Source organism: Longimicrobium sp. (assembly GCF_035474595.1).
Classification (GTDB): domain Bacteria; phylum Gemmatimonadota; class Gemmatimonadetes; order Longimicrobiales; family Longimicrobiaceae; genus Longimicrobium.
Map to the genome: position 1 here is coordinate 108,916 of NZ_DATIND010000083.1, position 15,232 is coordinate 124,147.

At 70.5% G+C, this 15,232-nt stretch carries 16 protein-coding genes; 12 read left to right on the plus strand and 4 right to left on the minus strand.

The window, feature by feature from the left end:
* Nucleotides 1–55 precede the first annotated feature (55 nt).
* From VLK66_RS14790 to VLK66_RS14805, 4 genes are all read left to right on the plus strand, one after another.
* On the plus strand, nt 56–349 hold the full coding sequence (locus VLK66_RS14790; protein WP_325310210.1) for a hypothetical protein: 294 nt from the start codon (nt 56–58) through the stop codon (nt 347–349).
* Between the two features lie 74 nt (nt 350–423).
* Entirely contained in the window at nt 424–2,196 is a 1,773-nt protein-coding gene (locus tag VLK66_RS14795) for a hypothetical protein (protein WP_325310211.1), read from the plus strand.
* Nucleotides 2,193–2,915 carry a nucleotidyltransferase domain-containing protein gene (locus tag VLK66_RS14800; protein ID WP_325310212.1) on the plus strand — a complete coding sequence of 241 codons (723 nt, stop codon included), beginning with the start codon at nt 2,193–2,195 and terminating at the stop codon, nt 2,913–2,915. The genes VLK66_RS14795 and VLK66_RS14800 overlap by 4 nt, the downstream gene beginning before the upstream one ends.
* A gap of 25 nt (nt 2,916–2,940) precedes the next feature.
* A complete protein-coding gene (locus tag VLK66_RS14805) occupies nt 2,941–3,453 on the plus strand; it encodes a hypothetical protein (protein ID WP_325310213.1) in 513 nt (170 codons plus the stop codon).
* An 85-nt stretch (nt 3,454–3,538) separates the two neighbouring features.
* Here VLK66_RS14805 and VLK66_RS14810 read toward each other — a convergent pair whose 3' ends face one another.
* From VLK66_RS14810 to VLK66_RS14820, 3 genes are all read right to left on the minus strand, one after another.
* The gene (locus VLK66_RS14810; protein ID WP_325310214.1) at nt 3,539–5,938 is read right to left on the minus strand and encodes a TonB family protein; all 2,400 of its coding nucleotides are present in this window, start codon (nt 5,936–5,938) and stop codon (nt 3,539–3,541) included.
* A 290-nt stretch (nt 5,939–6,228) separates the two neighbouring features.
* Nucleotides 6,229–6,687 carry a type II toxin-antitoxin system VapC family toxin gene (locus VLK66_RS14815; RefSeq protein WP_325310215.1) on the minus strand — a complete coding sequence of 153 codons (459 nt, stop codon included), beginning with the start codon at nt 6,685–6,687 and terminating at the stop codon, nt 6,229–6,231.
* Complete coding sequence (locus VLK66_RS14820) at nt 6,681–6,935, minus strand: hypothetical protein (RefSeq protein ID WP_325310216.1); 255 nt, start codon at nt 6,933–6,935, stop codon at nt 6,681–6,683. The genes VLK66_RS14815 and VLK66_RS14820 overlap by 7 nt, the downstream gene beginning before the upstream one ends.
* Before the next feature lie 142 nt (nt 6,936–7,077).
* On the opposite strand from VLK66_RS14820, the gene VLK66_RS14825 reads away from it, so the two are divergent.
* The 5 genes from VLK66_RS14825 to VLK66_RS14845 all read left to right on the plus strand — a co-directional run bounded on the left by VLK66_RS14825 (nt 7,078) and on the right by VLK66_RS14845 (nt 12,481).
* The gene (locus VLK66_RS14825) at nt 7,078–7,581 is read left to right on the plus strand and encodes an acyl-CoA thioesterase (RefSeq protein ID WP_325310217.1); all 504 of its coding nucleotides are present in this window, start codon (nt 7,078–7,080) and stop codon (nt 7,579–7,581) included.
* A 5-nt stretch (nt 7,582–7,586) separates the two neighbouring features.
* Nucleotides 7,587–8,234, plus strand: coding sequence for an HD domain-containing protein (locus tag VLK66_RS14830; protein ID WP_325310218.1), 648 nt, complete (start codon nt 7,587–7,589; stop codon nt 8,232–8,234).
* Nucleotides 8,235–8,372: 138 nt separating this feature from the next.
* Nucleotides 8,373–10,073, plus strand: coding sequence for a GAF domain-containing sensor histidine kinase (locus VLK66_RS14835; protein ID WP_325310219.1), 1,701 nt, complete (start codon nt 8,373–8,375; stop codon nt 10,071–10,073).
* Nucleotides 10,074–10,802: 729 nt separating this feature from the next.
* On the plus strand, nt 10,803–11,822 hold the full coding sequence (locus VLK66_RS14840) for a TerC family protein (protein ID WP_349260508.1): 1,020 nt from the start codon (nt 10,803–10,805) through the stop codon (nt 11,820–11,822).
* 5 nt (nt 11,823–11,827) lie between these two features.
* Complete coding sequence (locus tag VLK66_RS14845; protein ID WP_325310221.1) at nt 11,828–12,481, plus strand: SCO family protein; 654 nt, start codon at nt 11,828–11,830, stop codon at nt 12,479–12,481.
* A 113-nt stretch (nt 12,482–12,594) separates the two neighbouring features.
* Here the strand turns inward: VLK66_RS14845 and VLK66_RS14850 are convergent, their stop codons facing one another.
* A complete protein-coding gene (locus VLK66_RS14850; RefSeq protein WP_325310222.1) occupies nt 12,595–12,792 on the minus strand; it encodes a hypothetical protein in 198 nt (65 codons plus the stop codon).
* Between the two features lie 235 nt (nt 12,793–13,027).
* Here VLK66_RS14850 and VLK66_RS14855 point away from each other — a divergent pair, with 235 nt between their 5' ends.
* The 3 genes from VLK66_RS14855 to VLK66_RS14865 all read left to right on the plus strand — a co-directional run bounded on the left by VLK66_RS14855 (nt 13,028) and on the right by VLK66_RS14865 (nt 15,164).
* Nucleotides 13,028–13,657 carry a class I SAM-dependent methyltransferase gene (locus tag VLK66_RS14855; RefSeq protein WP_325310223.1) on the plus strand — a complete coding sequence of 210 codons (630 nt, stop codon included), beginning with the start codon at nt 13,028–13,030 and terminating at the stop codon, nt 13,655–13,657.
* Between the two features lie 422 nt (nt 13,658–14,079).
* The gene (locus VLK66_RS14860) at nt 14,080–14,412 is read left to right on the plus strand and encodes a hypothetical protein (RefSeq protein WP_325310224.1); all 333 of its coding nucleotides are present in this window, start codon (nt 14,080–14,082) and stop codon (nt 14,410–14,412) included.
* 188 nt (nt 14,413–14,600) lie between these two features.
* Nucleotides 14,601–15,164 (plus strand): hypothetical protein, encoded by a 564-nt coding sequence (locus tag VLK66_RS14865; RefSeq protein WP_325310225.1) that lies wholly within the window; start codon nt 14,601–14,603, stop codon nt 15,162–15,164.
* Nucleotides 15,165–15,232 lie beyond the last annotated feature (68 nt).

Genomic DNA, 15,232 nt, shown 5'->3' on the forward strand with positions numbered 1-15,232 from the left:
GGGGGAGCGTCCCCACGGCACCATCATCCCCATCCCCACTCCGGAGAGCCGTCGGATGGAGAAGAAGCGCCTGACGCTGGACGAGCTGGAAGTGCAGTCGTTCTCCACCACCCGCGCCGCTGCCGGGCAGCGCGGCACCGTGCGCGGCCACGACGCCCCCACCGACCAGGTGGAGTGCCCCACGGCCGACGTGAACTGGAACACCTGCTGGGGAAGCTGCGGCTGCGGAAGCGGCGGCAACACCGACGACTGCACGGTGATCTGCGAGAGCGACGCCTGCAGCGCGATGGACTGCTCGTTCGGCTGCCCCTGGGAAACCCGGGGAAGCTGGTACGCCACCTACTGCTGAGGGCCCGCGGATCTTCCGCGGCCGGCGGAGCCCGCTCCGCCGGCCGCGCCACCGGCTCTCCACCCTCGATCGCCTTGCCCCTCTACGACGCCCTTCCCGCGCCCACCGAGGCCGAGCTGCTGGCCGCCTCCGGCTATCCGCACCTGCCGGTGCGGGTGCGCCACCGCGCGCCGCTCGCCTGGCATCCGCTGCGCGATGGCGAGGAGACCGCGCGCTACGCCTACATCGCCGCGGACGGCGAGCCGCGCTTCGAGTGCATCCGCTTCCACCTGAGGCCCGGGCACGAGGCGGCGCCGGACAAGGCCTTTCTCTGGCGGGCGATCGACCGGAACGGCGGAGGGAGATGGGGATTGGACGACGTGGATCTCGTACCGTACCGCCTTCCGCGCATCCTCGCGGCCGCCGCGGCGGGCGAGCGCGTCTTCGTGGTCGAGGGGGAGAAGGACGTGCACGCGCTGGAGATGCTGGGGCTGATCGCCACCTGCAATCCGCTCGGGGCGATGCAGTGGACGAATCGCCACGCCGAGGCGCTGCGGGGCGCGGAGGCAATCGTCATCCCCGACCACGACCGCGCGGGGATGGTGCACGCCGGGCGGGTGATGACGACGCTGCGGGGCCGCGCCCGCTCCGCCGCGCTCCTCCTTCTCCCCGGCCTGGAGCGCGGCGAGGACGTGAGCGACTGGATCGCGCGCGGCGGAAGTGCGGCGGAGCTGAACCGCCTCGCCGGCGCCGCACCGCGCGATCCATCGCCGGCCGGGCTGGCGGCGCTGCTGAACCTGCCGATGGATGTCGATCCGCTCGCCACGTCGCCCGAGGACGTGCGGGCACTGCTGGTCGGGGCCGCGCCGGATGGCGGTATCCCCGCTCCGCACCCCGGCTTCCGCCGCTCCGCCGCCGCGTTCGCGCGGCTGGGCGCCGCAATCCGCCCGCCCGCGCCGCTGCGGGACTCGGGGCTCCCCGACGCGCATCCCACCTGGCGCGCGGTCGCCGCTGCCGTGCGGGATGCGGATGGGGACGCCGCCGCGATGCTGGACGACGCGTCGCTGCTGGACCGCGCGTCGTACGAGCTGGGCCTGCTCTCCGGCCTGCTGCGCGCGGCGATGGCCGGGGAGCCGCCGTCCGAGCCCATCGACGCGACGGCCACGGACACGGCGTTCGTCACCGCGCCCGCGGTGCGGCTGGTACGCACGCGGTGGGACTGGGACGCGTTCATCGGCGATCCCGATCTCCCCGAGCCGCCTGAGCCCGGCCCCGCCTGGGTGTTCCATCTCCCTCCCTCCGGCGCGGTGCAGATGCGGCGGCTGCACCCGCTTCCCGCGATGGTGCTGGAGCTCTGCGCCCGGCCGCACACCCGCGCGCAGGCCGCCGCGGCGGTCGCGGAGCGCGTGGAGGGCGATCCCGCGCGCATCGCGGCGCTGGTGCACGCGCAGATCGGCGAGCTGCACGCCTCCGGTTTCCTGCGCCCGGCCGTGGCCGAGCGCGCGGAAGGGACGATCGGGGAGATGAAGCGTCTCCTGCTCGCGGACGAGGCACCGCAGTCGGGCGCGCGCAGCCTCGTGGGGATGCTCGCGCGCGCGGTCGGCGGCACGCGCGAGGCTGCGGACGACGCGACGGAGGCGGGGGGAGATTCGTATCCCGTTCACCTCCTCGACGTCTCCGTGAACATGCTGGAGCAGCTGCTGGCGAGCGCCCGGCTGCGCGGCGCGTTCGCCGCCGAACTGGACGGCTACTGGGCCGGCGGCGACGTCCATGCGCGCGTCCGCTCGCTCGCGCCGCTGCTGGACGCGCTGGCCCGCGCGCTGGGGAATCGCGAGCAGGCGCTCGCCCCGTACGTGATCGCCGAATGAGCACCGTCGACGCGCCGCCCGTGGAGATCCGCCTCCCCCCCATCCCCCGCGACGCGCACACCGCCGCTGCCGAGGCCATGCTGCGCCGCCTGGCCGCCGCCTTCCCGGACGCGGGGCTGGGCATCACCGGCTCGCTGGCCACGGGCACTCACGGGCCCGGGAGCGACATCGATCTGGTGATGACGGATGCCTCGTTCCGGCGCGAGGTGCAGTTCGCCAGCGCGTCGGAAGGCATTCCCGTCGCCGTCGTCTGCCTGCGCCCGCGCTTCGATGCGGACCGCGAGCGGCGCTGGATGCTCCAGTCCGGCGGCGACGTGCGCATCGTCTCCATGGTCCGCTCCGCCTTCGTCGCGCGCGATCCGGGGGGCTCGCTGGCGGAGATGCAGCGCACGGTGGAGCGGCTGGACGCCGAGCGCCGGACGCGGCGCGACGAGCTGGTGGCCGTGCGCCGCGAGGATGCGGCGTCACTCGTCCGCGCCCTCCGCGGCGGCACCCCCGCCAGCGACGAGCACGTGCAGCTGCAGCTCTTCGACGCCGTGGTGGATGGCTGGTACCTGAAGCACGGCCTGGCGATGGACACGCGCCGGGAAAGCGAGCGGATGCTCGAGACGATCGCCGCGCGCGACGCCGCGCTGTTCGAGCTTCTGCGCCGCGCCGTCCCGCTCACCCACACGTCCATGGCGCCGCTCCTCCGCGCCGTGGACCTGGTTTTCGGGTAGTCCGGCCGAAGCTCGCCCGACAGAAATGCGACTGGCCCGGCTCATTGCCGGGCCTTTCTATTCACCTCGCTTGTCACACGCCGGGTTCCGAGTTCTTGTTGAAGCGGACGAGGGCAAGCTCAGAGCAACGGTCATCAAGACCACTCAGGATTCATATCCCATGAGCACTCCAGCTTTTACGCAGGTCGATCCGGCGCCATGGCCGAGTGGCTACGGCAACGTGATCGCCACGGTCGATGTTCCCATCGAGGAGCTTGCGGAGCGGCACGGGCTTGCGCTCTTCAGCGGCAGCGACAACCTGGACGCGTACCGCGCGGCGGCGGTGCGGCTTCGTTCCGGCCGGCGGCTCGGCTTGGTGCGTCATGACGGAGATCCCGCGCCGGGGACTGAGTTGCACGCCGACGCGGGCGACGACGTTCTCGACGCGCTGCGGGAATTTCTGGACGCGTTCGATCTCTCCGCCGACGACCTGCTGTGGGTGCGCGACGACGTTCCGCAGGACCACCTCCGGCCAGCCGAGAAGACCGCCGAAGCCTGACGTCGAGCTCCTCGCGAGAATGAACGAGAGCCCCCGGCCGGAAATCCCGGCCGGGGGCTCTCTTTATCTCCATCTCCCGAAGCTCTTACTGCTCCAGGCTCCAGGTGATCGGCATGGTCACCTGCACGCGCACGGCCTGGCCCTTCACCGTGGCGGGGCGGAAGCGGGCACGGCGCAGCACGCCTTGCGTGGGGGCGTTGAACCCCTGGTTCGGCGAGTTGAGGATGCGGATGCTGGATCCGTCCACGCGCCCGTCGGGGCCCACCACGAAGGTGGCCGTCACGCGTCCGGAGACGCGGTTGTGCGCCAGCTGCGAGGGGTAGCGGTCGCGGAGCGCGCGCTGCAGCTCGGGCGCGTTGGTCAGCCGCGGACGCTCCTCCACCACGTCTTCGTCGTAGACCTCGCTGGTCGACCGCGCGGCGGCGGCCTCCTCGCGCGGCGCGGGGGCGGGCGGCGGGGCGGGAGCCGGCGCGGGCGGCGGCGCAACGGCCACCTGCTGCGGCCGCGGCTGGGCGGGCGCGGGCTGCTGCGCCGGCGCCTGTGCGGCCGGCGGAGCCTGCGTCTGCGCGGCCGGCTGCTGCGGCTGCTGGACGAGCGCGGCCTGCCGGGCCTTCTCCTCGTCCTGCTTCCGGCGCTCGTCCTCCTGCTGCTTCTTCTTCGCGGCGTCGAGCGCGGCCTGCTGCTGCGCGGTCGGCGCCTTCGCGGCCGAGTCGGCGGCGGCGGGCGCGGCATCCGTGGCCCCGGCGGCCGCGGGCTGGGCGGCGGCTGCCCCGTTCGGCACCACGGCGCCGGGGGCGAGCTGGTTCGCCGCGGCGAGCGTGGTCGCCGGGCCGACGGCCGGGCTGGGGGTGCGGCGCGTCGCGATCCAGGCCACCGAGCCGAGCACCAGGATGCCGAGCAGGAACCCGGCGGCCATCGCCGGCGGCGCGCGGAAAGCGCCCGCCGCGCGCTTCTTCCGCTCTCCGCCGCCGATCAGCTTCAGCTCGCGCATCGGCGCCGCCGGCTCCACGGCTACCGGGGCGGCCGCGGGGATGGGAGCGATGGCGACGGATGCGCTCTCCGCGACCGGCGTCGGCGCGGGGATCGGTGGCGGCGCGGCGATCGCGGGGATGGGGATCGCGGCCGCGGCAACGGCAGCAATCACCGGTGCAGCGACGGGTGCCGGCGCCTCGTCCTCTACCTTCGTCGCGGCGATGGGCGGCGCGACGGGCTTCGGCGCGGGCGGTGTCACGATGGCGGCCGGCACCGCGGGCGCGGGCGTCTTAGCCAGCTGCGGGGGATAGTACAGCGGGAGGTCGCTGTCCGGCGTCTTCGCCGCGGCGCCGCGGCGGGGTGCCTTCGACGGAGCGGCGGGCGGCGCGGCGGCCGCACTCGCGACCGGTGTCTCGGTCACCGGAGCGGCGGCCTCGGGCTCCGCGGGCGCGGACTCAACTGCGATCGGCGCGGCGGCGGCATCCGCGGCGATGGCTGCAGTGGCAACCGCACCCGCGGCGGCCGCGATCACGGGCGCGGCGGCGGAGGGTTCGGGCTGCGGCTCTTCAGCGGGCGATTCCGCGACGGGCTCCGGCGCGGCCGCGGCCTGCGGCTCGGGCTCGGTGATGATCTTCGGGACGGAGATCATCTGCGGCGCGGGCGCCTGGCGGAGCGCGGCGGCAAAGCTGCTGCCGTCGGCGAAGCGCTCGGCGGGGTCGATGCGCAGCGCCTGCATCACCGCGTCCATCACGTGCGGCGGCACGGCGGCGGCCACTTCCCGCGGCGCCTCGATCTCCACCTTCCCGCCGTCGGCCAGGGCGCGGCGCGCGGCATCGTCCAGCGGCAGCGCGCCCGTCATCAGCTCGAAGCCGATCATCCCCAGGCTGAACACGTCGCTGGCGGGGGCCAGGCGCGCGCTCCCGTTGGCCAGCATCTCGGGCGAGGCGTAGGCGCGCATCTCCGGCGCGGCCACGGCCAGCGACTCGCGCCGCACCAGCTGCGGCACGCCGAAGCCGGTCAGCTTCACCCGCACGTGCCGCTCGGCCTCGCCGCGCACCATGTACAGGCTGGCGGGGCGCAGATCGCGGTGCACCAGCCCGGCGGCGTGCCCGGCGGCCAGCCCCTCGGCGGCGTCGCCCAGCAGGCGCAGCCCCAGCGCGATGGGCGGCTTGCCGCGCTGCGCCAGCACGCCGGCCAGGCTCTGCCCGCGCACCAGCTCCGTCACCACGAAGTCCAGGTCCAGCTCGGCGTCGCCGCCCATCTCGTGGACGGTGGCGACGTTGGCGTGGCGGATGGCGGTCGCGGCGGCCACCTCGCGCGCCACCAGCTGCCGGAAGCGCTCGCGGGCCTCGGGGCTGCGCGGCGCGTTCAGCACCTTCACCGCCACCTCGGCACCGGTCCGCGAGTCGCGCGCGCGGTACACCAGGCCGGCGCGCCCCGGGCCGATCAGCTCGTCGACGGTGTAGCGGCCGGCCAGCGTGCGCCCGATGAGCAGTTTTTCTAGCCCCACCATGGCTGGACTTCCGACGGAAGAGGGGTCGGGAAAGCTCCACCGCGGCCCTGCCGGCGCCGCGCATCCCCGGGAACGGCATGGGATTGCGCGAGATGGCCGGACGGCGCGGAGAGCGCGGAGACACGACGACCCGGGCCGTGAGCGCCCGGGCGAAAAGCCCGCGAAATCAGGGTTTGGAGACCCCGCGCGAGGAACCGCGGCCGCCGGGCGGCCATCGCGTCAGGGTGGGCTGAAATGGGTCAGGAACGCGGAAGTTAGTGCGCGAAACGGTGTTGGTCAATGCGCATGTATCAGATTTCTTCCGAATCCATAGGCCACGGTTGCGCGAACCGCACCGGGATGCGCTCGGAAAGGCGCTTGAAATCGTGGAGATTGTCCGTCAGCAGCGTCACGCCGGCTTCCGCGCACGAGGCGGCAATCAGCGCATCATTTACGAGCGAGCGAGAGATCTTCCCAAGCTCCATGCGGTGCTTGACCGCCAAGGCGCTCAGCGCCTGCGCAGACCGATCCCATGCTGAGTGCGTCGGCGTGATGATGCGGTTTTTCTTCTCCGCCGGATCGACGATCGTGTCGTGAATATCACGTATTCTCTCAGGGGAGTTCGCGCCGATGAGCAACTCGTGGACTACAACGGAGCACAGGTGCATGCGAGGCGAATGACGGGCATAGAAATCCCTAAGACGGACCCCGAACTCCGCCTCCCGAATTGAACGGATGTAGAGATTGGTGTCGAACGCGAACTTTACCAATCGGGATGATCGTCGAAGTAGTTCTCGACGCCTCCCGTGCCGATGATCCGCTCGATTCCCTCTACTAATTCGTCACGGTAGAGCACGATGTCGAGGGCCTTGTCGATGGCCTCGGTTTCGGACTTCGAGCCAAGAATCTTGACGACCCGGTCAAGCTTTTCCTGGTCGATGTTCAGGTTCTTGCGTCGAACCGGGGGCCGCCGGGCGCCACCTTTCGCGAGCGCGCTGCGTTTGTGTGTGCTGGCCATAGGCATCTCCTTTCTGTATCGATCAATTTAATATCTGTATTCACTCCCTCGCAACGGTTCTCGACCAGAACGCATGGCCGGCTTCCGGCTCACCGCATAGAATTACCCCGGGAAGACCGGTGCACCCATCGTAACGAGCCGAATGACTGACGAGACGACACCCCCCGGCAAGACGCCGCGCGAGTCGTACACCGTGCTCTCGGAAAGCATGATGCCCGACCAGCTGAACCATCACGGCAACGTGTTCGGCGGCGTGATCCTGGCGCTGGTGGACAAGTGCGGCGGCGTGGTGGCGCGGCGGCACGCGCGGCTCCCGGTGGTCACCGTCTCCATCGACCGCGTGGAGTTCAACCAGCCGGTGTACGCCAACGACTACGTGGAGGCGCACGGCCGCATCGTGCGCGTGGGCCGCACCTCGATGGACGTGCTGGTGACGGTGACGGCCGAGCAGGTGGAGACCGGGGTGCGGCGGCAGACCAACCGCTGCATGGTCACCTACGTGGCGCTCGACCGGCTGAACGGCCGCCCCGCGCCCGTTCCCCCGCTGGTGCTGGAAACCGACGAGGACCGGCGGCTGCACGCCATCGCCGAGCGGCGGACGGAGCGGCGCAGGGCCGAGGCCCGCGACGACGTGGACGACTGGTGATGCCGATGGACCGGAAGACGGACCTCCACGCGGCCGCGCAGGGTTCAACAAACGCGGGAGATGGAGACGCGCTCGAGCGGCGCATCCGCTTCGCGCTGGAGGCCGACCGGCTGAAGAGCGTGATCCGGCGCACGCGGCTGGTCGACGGCTCGCGGCGGGAGAACAGCGCCGAGCACTCGTGGCACCTGGCGCTCCTCGCCGTGCTCCTGGCCGACACCGCGGGGCCCGGCGTCGATGCCGCGCGCGTCGTCCGCATGCTGCTGGTCCACGACGTGGTGGAGGTGGAGGCGGGCGACACCTTCGCCTACGACGTGGACGCCAACCTGGGCCGCGACGAGCGCGAGCGGCTGGCCGCCGAGCGCACCTTCGGCCTCCTTCCCGCGGAGCAGGGCGGCGAGCTGCGCGCGCTCTGGGAAGAGTTCGAGGCGGGGGAATCGGCGGACGCGCGCTTCGCCGTGGCGCTGGACCGCTTCCAGCCGCTGCTGCTGAACTTCTACGGCGGCGGGGGATCGTGGCTGGAGCACGGCATCGCCCGGGCGCAGGTGCTGCGGCGGATGGCGCCCATCGAGCACGGCGCCCCCGCGCTCTGGCCGTTCGTGGTGCGGACGATCGACCGCGCCTGCGCCGAGGGGTGGATCGCCCCGGACCCATAGCTTTGCCTTCCCGCGCGCCCCGGTTATCATTCGCGGTGACGGGCCGCCCGGCCGCCGGTGGTATCCCGCGGACCGCCGATCCCCACCGCGCAGCACCCCGCAGTGTCCATGCATCACGGCTTCCCAAGCCTCGAAGCCATGTCCAGCCGCATCCACCTCGCCCTGGAGCCCGGCGTGCTCGACCGCCTGGCGCGGCTCGCGTGCACCGTCACCGGCGCGCCCGCCGCGCTGGTGCTGCGCTTCGACGCGGGGCGCACGGTGGCGGTGGGGCGGCACGGATGGAACGGCGCCACCCCCATCCCCGAGCTGGGGATCGACCCCGCGCCCGCCCGGCGCCGCGGCGCGCCGGAGCTGCGGGTGGCCGCCTCGTGTCCGCTGACGGCGGGGGAAGATGCCGAGCCGCTGGGCACCCTCGTGGTCCTCGACGCCGCGCCGCGCGACTACGCCCCGGCGGACCTGCAGGCGCTGGACGACGTGGCCGCCGCGGCAGCGGCCGAGCTCGCGCGGATGCGCGCCGAGGCGGAGACGCCGCCCACGCCGTCCGTCGAGTTCGAGCGCGCCGCCCGCATGCAGGCCGAGGCGGGGGAGAAGCGCTACGCCTTCCTGGCCGAGGTCAGCTCGCTGCTCGACGCGTCGCTGGACTATCAGACCACCTTCCAGAAGCTGGCCCGCCTGGTCGTTCCCGCGCTCGCCGACTACTGCCTGATCGACGAGGCCGAGCCGGGCGGCGGGCTGCGGCGCATCGCCCGCGCGCACGTGGACCCCGAGAAGGAGAAGATCCTCTACACCAACACCTACCATCCCCCGGTGTCAGAAGAGGAAGATCTCTCGCGCCACCCGGTGCTGCGCGTGATCCGCACCGGGCTGCCGCTGCTGGTGGCCGACTTCACCACCGAGATGGTGGAGGTGATCGCGCACGACGACGACCACCGCGGGCGCCTGGCGCAGCTGGACCTGCGCTCGTACATCATCGCGCCGCTGGCGGCGCGGGGGCGGGTGCTGGGCGCCATTACCCTGGCCGCATCGGCGGAGAGCGGCCGCCGCTACCGCGCCACCGACGTCGCGCTGGCGGAAGAAGTGGCGCGGCGCGCAGCGCTGGCGATCGACAACGCGCGGATGTACACGCTGGCGCAGGAGGCCATCCGCGCCCGCGAGGCGGTGCTGGCGGTGGTGTCGCACGACCTGCGCAACCCGCTCGCCTCCATCCTGCTGAACGCCACCATGCTGCTGGACATGACGCCCGACGGCACGCTGGACCCCTGGATGGACGACAACCTGCGGCAGATCGTGGGCTCGGTGGAGCAGACCAACCGGCTGATCACCGACCTGCTGGACGTGGCGCGGATGGAGGAGAGCGGCGGCATTCCGCTGGACCGCAGCCCGGTGGACGCGCGCCCGCTGGTGGCCGCCGCGGTGCGGATGCTTAGGCCGGTGGCCGCCGCGCGCGGGGTGGAGCTGGCCGACGACACGCGCGGGCCGCTGCCGGTGATGGCCGACCCCGACCGCGTGGTGCAGGTGCTCTCCAACCTGCTGGGGAACGCGGTGAAGTTCACCGAGCCGGGCGGCCACGTGCGGGTGACGGCGGAGACGTACGGCGGCGAGCAGTGGTTCGCGGTGACCGACACGGGCGTCGGGATCCCGCCCGAGCACCAGCCCTACGTGTTCGACCGCTTCCGCCAGGTGGGGCGCGACCGCCGCGGCGTGGGGCTGGGCCTGCCGATCGCGCGCGGGATCGTGGAAGGCCACGGGGGCCGCATCTGGGTGGACAGCCGCCCCGGCACGGGCACCACCATCCACTTCACGCTGCCGGCGGCGACGGGGAGTGAGAGCGCGGCGTAGCGATCGTTCCGGCTCATCCTCGTATCCACCTCCCAATCCTCAGTCCCCGCCGCATCCGTCTGACCGCACGGCGGATCTATCGCGCGCGAACGGCACCCTGCCCGCCACGCTGACCCCCTCCCCCGGCCCCGCCCCCGGCCCCTCCGCCCGCTCCGCGAGGGAGGGGAGAACTCATCGCGGAGGAAGCTTCATCGCGGCGCCGCGAGGCTGGAGAGGGCCCCGCATCACACGTCAGCCGAGGAGTGCGCCGCCGTCCGCGCGCCGCGTTCCAAGTTACCCCCTCCCGTTATCGGGCCCCGTTATCGGGAGGGGGTACGCGGCCCCAGCCGCGGGGGGAGGGCCCCGCAGGAGGACTCCCACGCGCAGCATTGCTGGAGTCCCATATCAGGCGGCCCGGATTGGCGGCACCCGCTCCCCCATGCCGGGGTACGACACAGCGTCCGCGCGGGAGACATTCTGGTTTGACGGCAGGATTGTTGCGCACTAGCTTCCGCGGATACACGGAAGGGGAGTAGCTAACCGGGTGAGACAACCCGGCGGCCGGATCGTCAAGACTGCGGGCCCAAACCCGCACGGTCCGGCCGGGGCGGAGGCGCGAGCCTCGGTTCAGGGCGAGACCTTCGTTCAGGCAGGCGGATGCCCGGCTTTTCCGGGCGCCCGCGCGCCGGACGAGGGTTTCGCCCCTTTTCATGGCCGGACGCAACGGAAGGTACCGGTTTGACGGCACACATGCTGGCCTGGGCGGGCTTCGTGGGGGTGGTGCTGGTGCTCCTCGCGGTCGACCTGGGGATCTTCAACCGCAAGGCGCACGTCATCACCATGAAGGAGGCGGGGCGCTGGAGCGCCATCACCCTCGTTCTGGCGCTGGCGTTCGCGGGCCTCATCTACACGCACAACCTGCCCACCGACATCGTGGGCGGGCGCAAGCACGCGCTGGAGTTCCTCACCGGCTACCTGATCGAGCTGGCGCTCTCGGTCGACAACATCTTCGTCTTCGTCCTGATCTTCGGCTACTTCTGCGTTCCCCCGCAGCACCAGCACCGGGTGCTGTTCTGGGGCGTGCTGGGCGCGCTGGTCTTCCGCGGGGGGATGATCGGCGCCGGGGCGCTGCTCATCCGCCGCTTCGAGTGGATCGTCTACGTCTTCGGCGCGTTCCTGGTCTTCACCGGCGTCCGCATGGCCATGCAGGACGACGTGGAGATCGAGCCCGAAGCCAACCCGGTGCTGAAGCTGATCCGCCGCTTCCTGCCGGTGAGCGCCGACTACGACGGGCAGAAGTTCTTCACCCGCGAGCGGTGGGACGGGAAGATGCGGCTGGCCGCCACGCCGCTCTTCGTCGTCCTCGCGCTGGTGGAGACCACGGACCTGATCTTCGCGGTCGACTCCATCCCCGCCATCTTCGCGGTCACGCGCAACCCGTTCCTGGTGTTCACCTCGAACGTGTTCGCCATCCTCTGCCTGCGCTCGCTGTACTTCCTGCTGGCCGAGGTCATCGACAAGTTCCACTACCTGAAGGCCGGCCTCTCCATCGTGCTGATCTTCATCGGCGCCAAGATGCTGGCCACCATGTTCGGGCTGCACATCGACACCGCCATCTCGCTCTGCGTGGTCGCGCTGGTGCTGATCGGCTCGGTCGTCCTCTCGCTGCTGCGCCCGAAGCCGGCGGAGGCCGCGCCTGACGTCCCGCGCGAGCCGGATCCGGACGAGGCAGCGGCGGACGTGGCGCGGACGGGAACGGAGAAGAGGTGAGGGAGATGGCGGAACGGCGATTTCCCCTGCTGCCGGTGCTGGCGGTGCTGATCGTGGCGGCCGGCGCGTTCGCGGGGTGGATGGCGGTGCCGCGGCGGATCGCGTTCCACGGCACCACGTACGATCCGGTCGCGCCGGTGGACGACTTCCGGCTTACGGACCAGGACGGGCGCGCGGTGTCGCTGGCCAGCTTTCGCGGGCGGCCGCTGCTGGTGTTCTTCGGCTACACCCGGTGCGCGGACTTCTGCCCGCAGACGCTCGGCCGCCTCTCGCGCGCCGTCCACTCGCTCGGCGAGGATGCGGGCGACGCGCGCATCGTGCTGGTGACGGTCGACCCCGCGCACGACACGCCGGCGGTGCTGAAGCGCTACGTCGCCCGCTTCGGCCCGCAGGTCTCCGCGCTGACGGGCGATTCGGCGTCGCTGGCGGCGGTGTGGCACGCGTATGGCGCCTACGTCGCGCCCAAGCCGGCGGAGCCCGCGATGGCGATGCCGCACGAGCACCATCCCGCCCCGGCGCCGCCCGCCGTCCCCGCGCAGCTCATCCACAGCGGCGTGGTGTACGGCATCGACCGCCGCGGCAACCTGCAGGTCGTCATCTCCGACGGCGCCACCGAGGACGAAACGCGCGACGACATCCGCACGCTCGCCGGGCTGTAGCACCAGAGAAGTCTCACACGGAGAACGCAGAGGCCACGGAGAACTCATCGCGGTTCTCCGTGGCCTCTGTGTAAAGCTTCCGTTCAGGCGAACAGGTCCGGCGCGCCGGTGCGCTAGCCGACGACGCAGGGCTTGCAGGGGTTCCCCGTGTTGCACGAGTACTGCGGGTAGCAGGTGTCGGCGGTGCAGTTGCAGGTCCGAAGCGTGAGCAGGAACTCGTTCGCGACCACCGTTCCCTTCGCCGTGACCTCCGGCTCCACCTCGAAACGATCGACGCGCAGCGCGCTAAGGTCCAGGTCAAGCTTCTTCATGAGGCATCTCCTGTGAGAGGGATCCTTGGTGCGGCTCGCCTCGAGCAGCAGCCTCTTCGGTCCCGTCCTGAAGAGATTTCTATGCAGGACGGCCCGTCCGGAGCCGCATGCAGAACCTAGGCGGACCAACCGGGTGGCGCAACGATGCGGGCCGGGGAGCGTGGTCGTGCGAGGACTGCACGGCGCGCGAGCATGGCGCTTTGCGCTCGACGCCGGGAGGTGAGATGTTGAGCGGATGAACGACGATCTGATCGAGCAGCAGAAGGACTACTACCGCGCCCGGGCCGGCGAGTACGACGAGTGGTTCCTGCGCGAGGGGCGATACGACCGTGGCCCCGGGCACCGCGCGCGCTGGCTGGCCGAGGTGGACGAGCTCCGCGCGGCGCTGGAGCGCTTCCGCCCCGCCGGGCGGGTGCTGGAGCTGGCGTGCGGCACCGGCTGGTGGACCGAGCAGCTCGTCCGCTTCGCCGACCGGGTGACGGCGGTGGACGCGTCCGACGAGGTGCTGGAGCTGAACCGCCGGCGCGTGGGCGACGCGAAGGTGCGCCGCGAGCGTGCCGACATCTTCGCGTGGCGGCCGGACGCGGCGTACGACGCGGTGTTCTTCAGCTTCTGGCTCTCGCACGTGCCGCCGGAGCGCTTCGAAAGCTTCTGGGCAATGGTGCGGGGTGCGCTGGCGCCGGGCGGGCGCGTGTTCTTCATCGACTCGCTGCGCACCGAGCTCTCCACCGCCACCGACCACCAGCTGAGCGGCGAGGACGACGTGGTGCTGGAGCGCAAGCTGAACGACGGCCGCCGCTTCCACATCTATAAGGTCTTCTACGACCCCGCCGATCTGCAGGCGAAGCTCGAGGCCACCCGATAACACACGGAATATGAGCGCTATCCCGCCACCCCGCGTATCTATCCGCGTCACGCTCCCCAGCACACGACACATCGGATTGCATTCGTGTGATTTACCGGCGCTTGACCTTGGATGGCAGAGCATTATCTGGTTTGGAGCGGATTCGGTTATGCACGAGGCGGGATTGACCGGCCGTGGCATTCTCTCGCAACAGGAACAGCGCCAGCAGCCTTGCACGTTAGCCGGAATTCCGTCCACTGAACAACAAGTTAGGCCGCTGGACAAGCATCGCGGCAGCCGAACGTGGTCCTTCCAGCGCTGCTGGGTTTGCCGCGCACGCCTTCTCCCACAACCTATTCCTCCTTGACAGCATACCGGTCTTGCTGAGGGTTGGTGAGTCGAGGTGTAAGCAAGTCAAAAACTCGAATAAGGACTATTTGGCCATGGCTATCATTGTGTCGACAGGCAACCCTGGGGATCTCCTGAAGTCTATCTACAAGGGGATCGATGACGGCGATATCGAGACGTGGTCCTACGACAGTGACGGCGATTTCACGCACACGCCTGATCAGTGGCGTAACAAGGCATGGCTGGTTCCCAAGGTTGGCGTTGGTGAGCTTCGATTCGGCATTCTGAAGCAGAAGGATGTGAACCTCTCCAAGCTTATTTATGGGGTTTACCACGGACGATTTATCGAAATGCTCCTAAACCACTTCGACAACGCCTTTTCCGGGGCGCTTGCGACTGCACATAAGACCACGCCGGACATCTTTTGACATCCAGTTTGCGAGGGACCGGCGTTCGCGAACTACACCAAAGCGGTCCGGCGCGGCCTAACAATCGGCTGCAGGGGATGCGGGGCCGTCCATGCTTTCGCCGGATGAAAGTCTTGCGCGCCGGCCCCGCACCCCTGACCCTTGGGCGTTAGGCGCCTGATGATCCAACCATGGGAAAGGAAAGCCCCTTGAAGAAAACCCCTCTCCTCCTCAGCATCGTTTCGCTCTTGGGGGTGCTTGCTGCCTTGCCCGCAGCCGCTCAAGAGCTCTACACCCAGAAGCTTGAGCCAAATGTTCAGATCACCCTGCCGAAGGCACAACAGCTCCGCGCATTTCCGATGCCGATTCCTGGGGCGTCCAACTACAGGATCGAAACGGGAACCATGCGAATCGGACTTACCGGCATTCCGCGCAACCTGGGCGGCGGGGAGCCGCCTCCTGTGCCCCCTGATGAGGAGCTGAAGGAACTGGCGCTGGAAATCGCCGCACAGGCTCGCCTGGAAGCCGCCAACCCGGACGCACAGCCTGTTCAATACAAGGGGCCCGGCTGGACCGCAACTTACGTTACCTACTCGGCGAAGCCTGGCAGCGCTGGGTTCGTTGCCATGGGCAGAGCGTTCCAGTGTGTATCCAGTGGCCAGATCACGACCGTGCGCACCGTCTTTGTTGTCACCATTGGGTCATCCGATTGCTCGGGCGCCGAGCATCAAGGCTTTCTCAAGGCGCTCGAGACTCTCTCGGTTGATGGCTAACAATTCTTCCAAGCCGACGCCGCTTCGCGGCGCGGCTTAACTCCGGTGTTAGGCGCCTGATGATCCAA

What these genes read in the sequence shown, in the direction of transcription:
- VLK66_RS14845 (WP_325310221.1), top strand. Translation starts at nt 11,828, where the DNA reads ATGGCGGAACGGCGATTTCCCCTGCTGCCGGTGCTGGCGGTGCTGATC.
- VLK66_RS14835 (WP_325310219.1), top strand. Translation starts at nt 8,373, where the DNA reads ATGTCCAGCCGCATCCACCTCGCCCTGGAGCCCGGCGTGCTCGACCGC.
- VLK66_RS14860 (WP_325310224.1), top strand. Translation starts at nt 14,080, where the DNA reads ATGGCTATCATTGTGTCGACAGGCAACCCTGGGGATCTCCTGAAGTCT.
- VLK66_RS14830 (WP_325310218.1), top strand. Translation starts at nt 7,587, where the DNA reads ATGGACCGGAAGACGGACCTCCACGCGGCCGCGCAGGGTTCAACAAAC.
- VLK66_RS14790 (WP_325310210.1), top strand. Translation starts at nt 56, where the DNA reads ATGGAGAAGAAGCGCCTGACGCTGGACGAGCTGGAAGTGCAGTCGTTC.
- VLK66_RS14825 (WP_325310217.1), top strand. Translation starts at nt 7,078, where the DNA reads ATGACTGACGAGACGACACCCCCCGGCAAGACGCCGCGCGAGTCGTAC.
- VLK66_RS14810 (WP_325310214.1), bottom strand. Translation starts at nt 5,938, where the DNA reads ATGGTGGGGCTAGAAAAACTGCTCATCGGGCGCACGCTGGCCGGCCGC.
- VLK66_RS14820 (WP_325310216.1), bottom strand. Translation starts at nt 6,935, where the DNA reads ATGGCCAGCACACACAAACGCAGCGCGCTCGCGAAAGGTGGCGCCCGG.
- VLK66_RS14800 (WP_325310212.1), top strand. Translation starts at nt 2,193, where the DNA reads ATGAGCACCGTCGACGCGCCGCCCGTGGAGATCCGCCTCCCCCCCATC.
- VLK66_RS14855 (WP_325310223.1), top strand. Translation starts at nt 13,028, where the DNA reads ATGAACGACGATCTGATCGAGCAGCAGAAGGACTACTACCGCGCCCGG.
- VLK66_RS14840 (WP_349260508.1), top strand. Translation starts at nt 10,803, where the DNA reads ATGCTGGCCTGGGCGGGCTTCGTGGGGGTGGTGCTGGTGCTCCTCGCG.
- VLK66_RS14805 (WP_325310213.1), top strand. Translation starts at nt 2,941, where the DNA reads ATGCGACTGGCCCGGCTCATTGCCGGGCCTTTCTATTCACCTCGCTTG.
- VLK66_RS14850 (WP_325310222.1), bottom strand. Translation starts at nt 12,792, where the DNA reads ATGAAGAAGCTTGACCTGGACCTTAGCGCGCTGCGCGTCGATCGTTTC.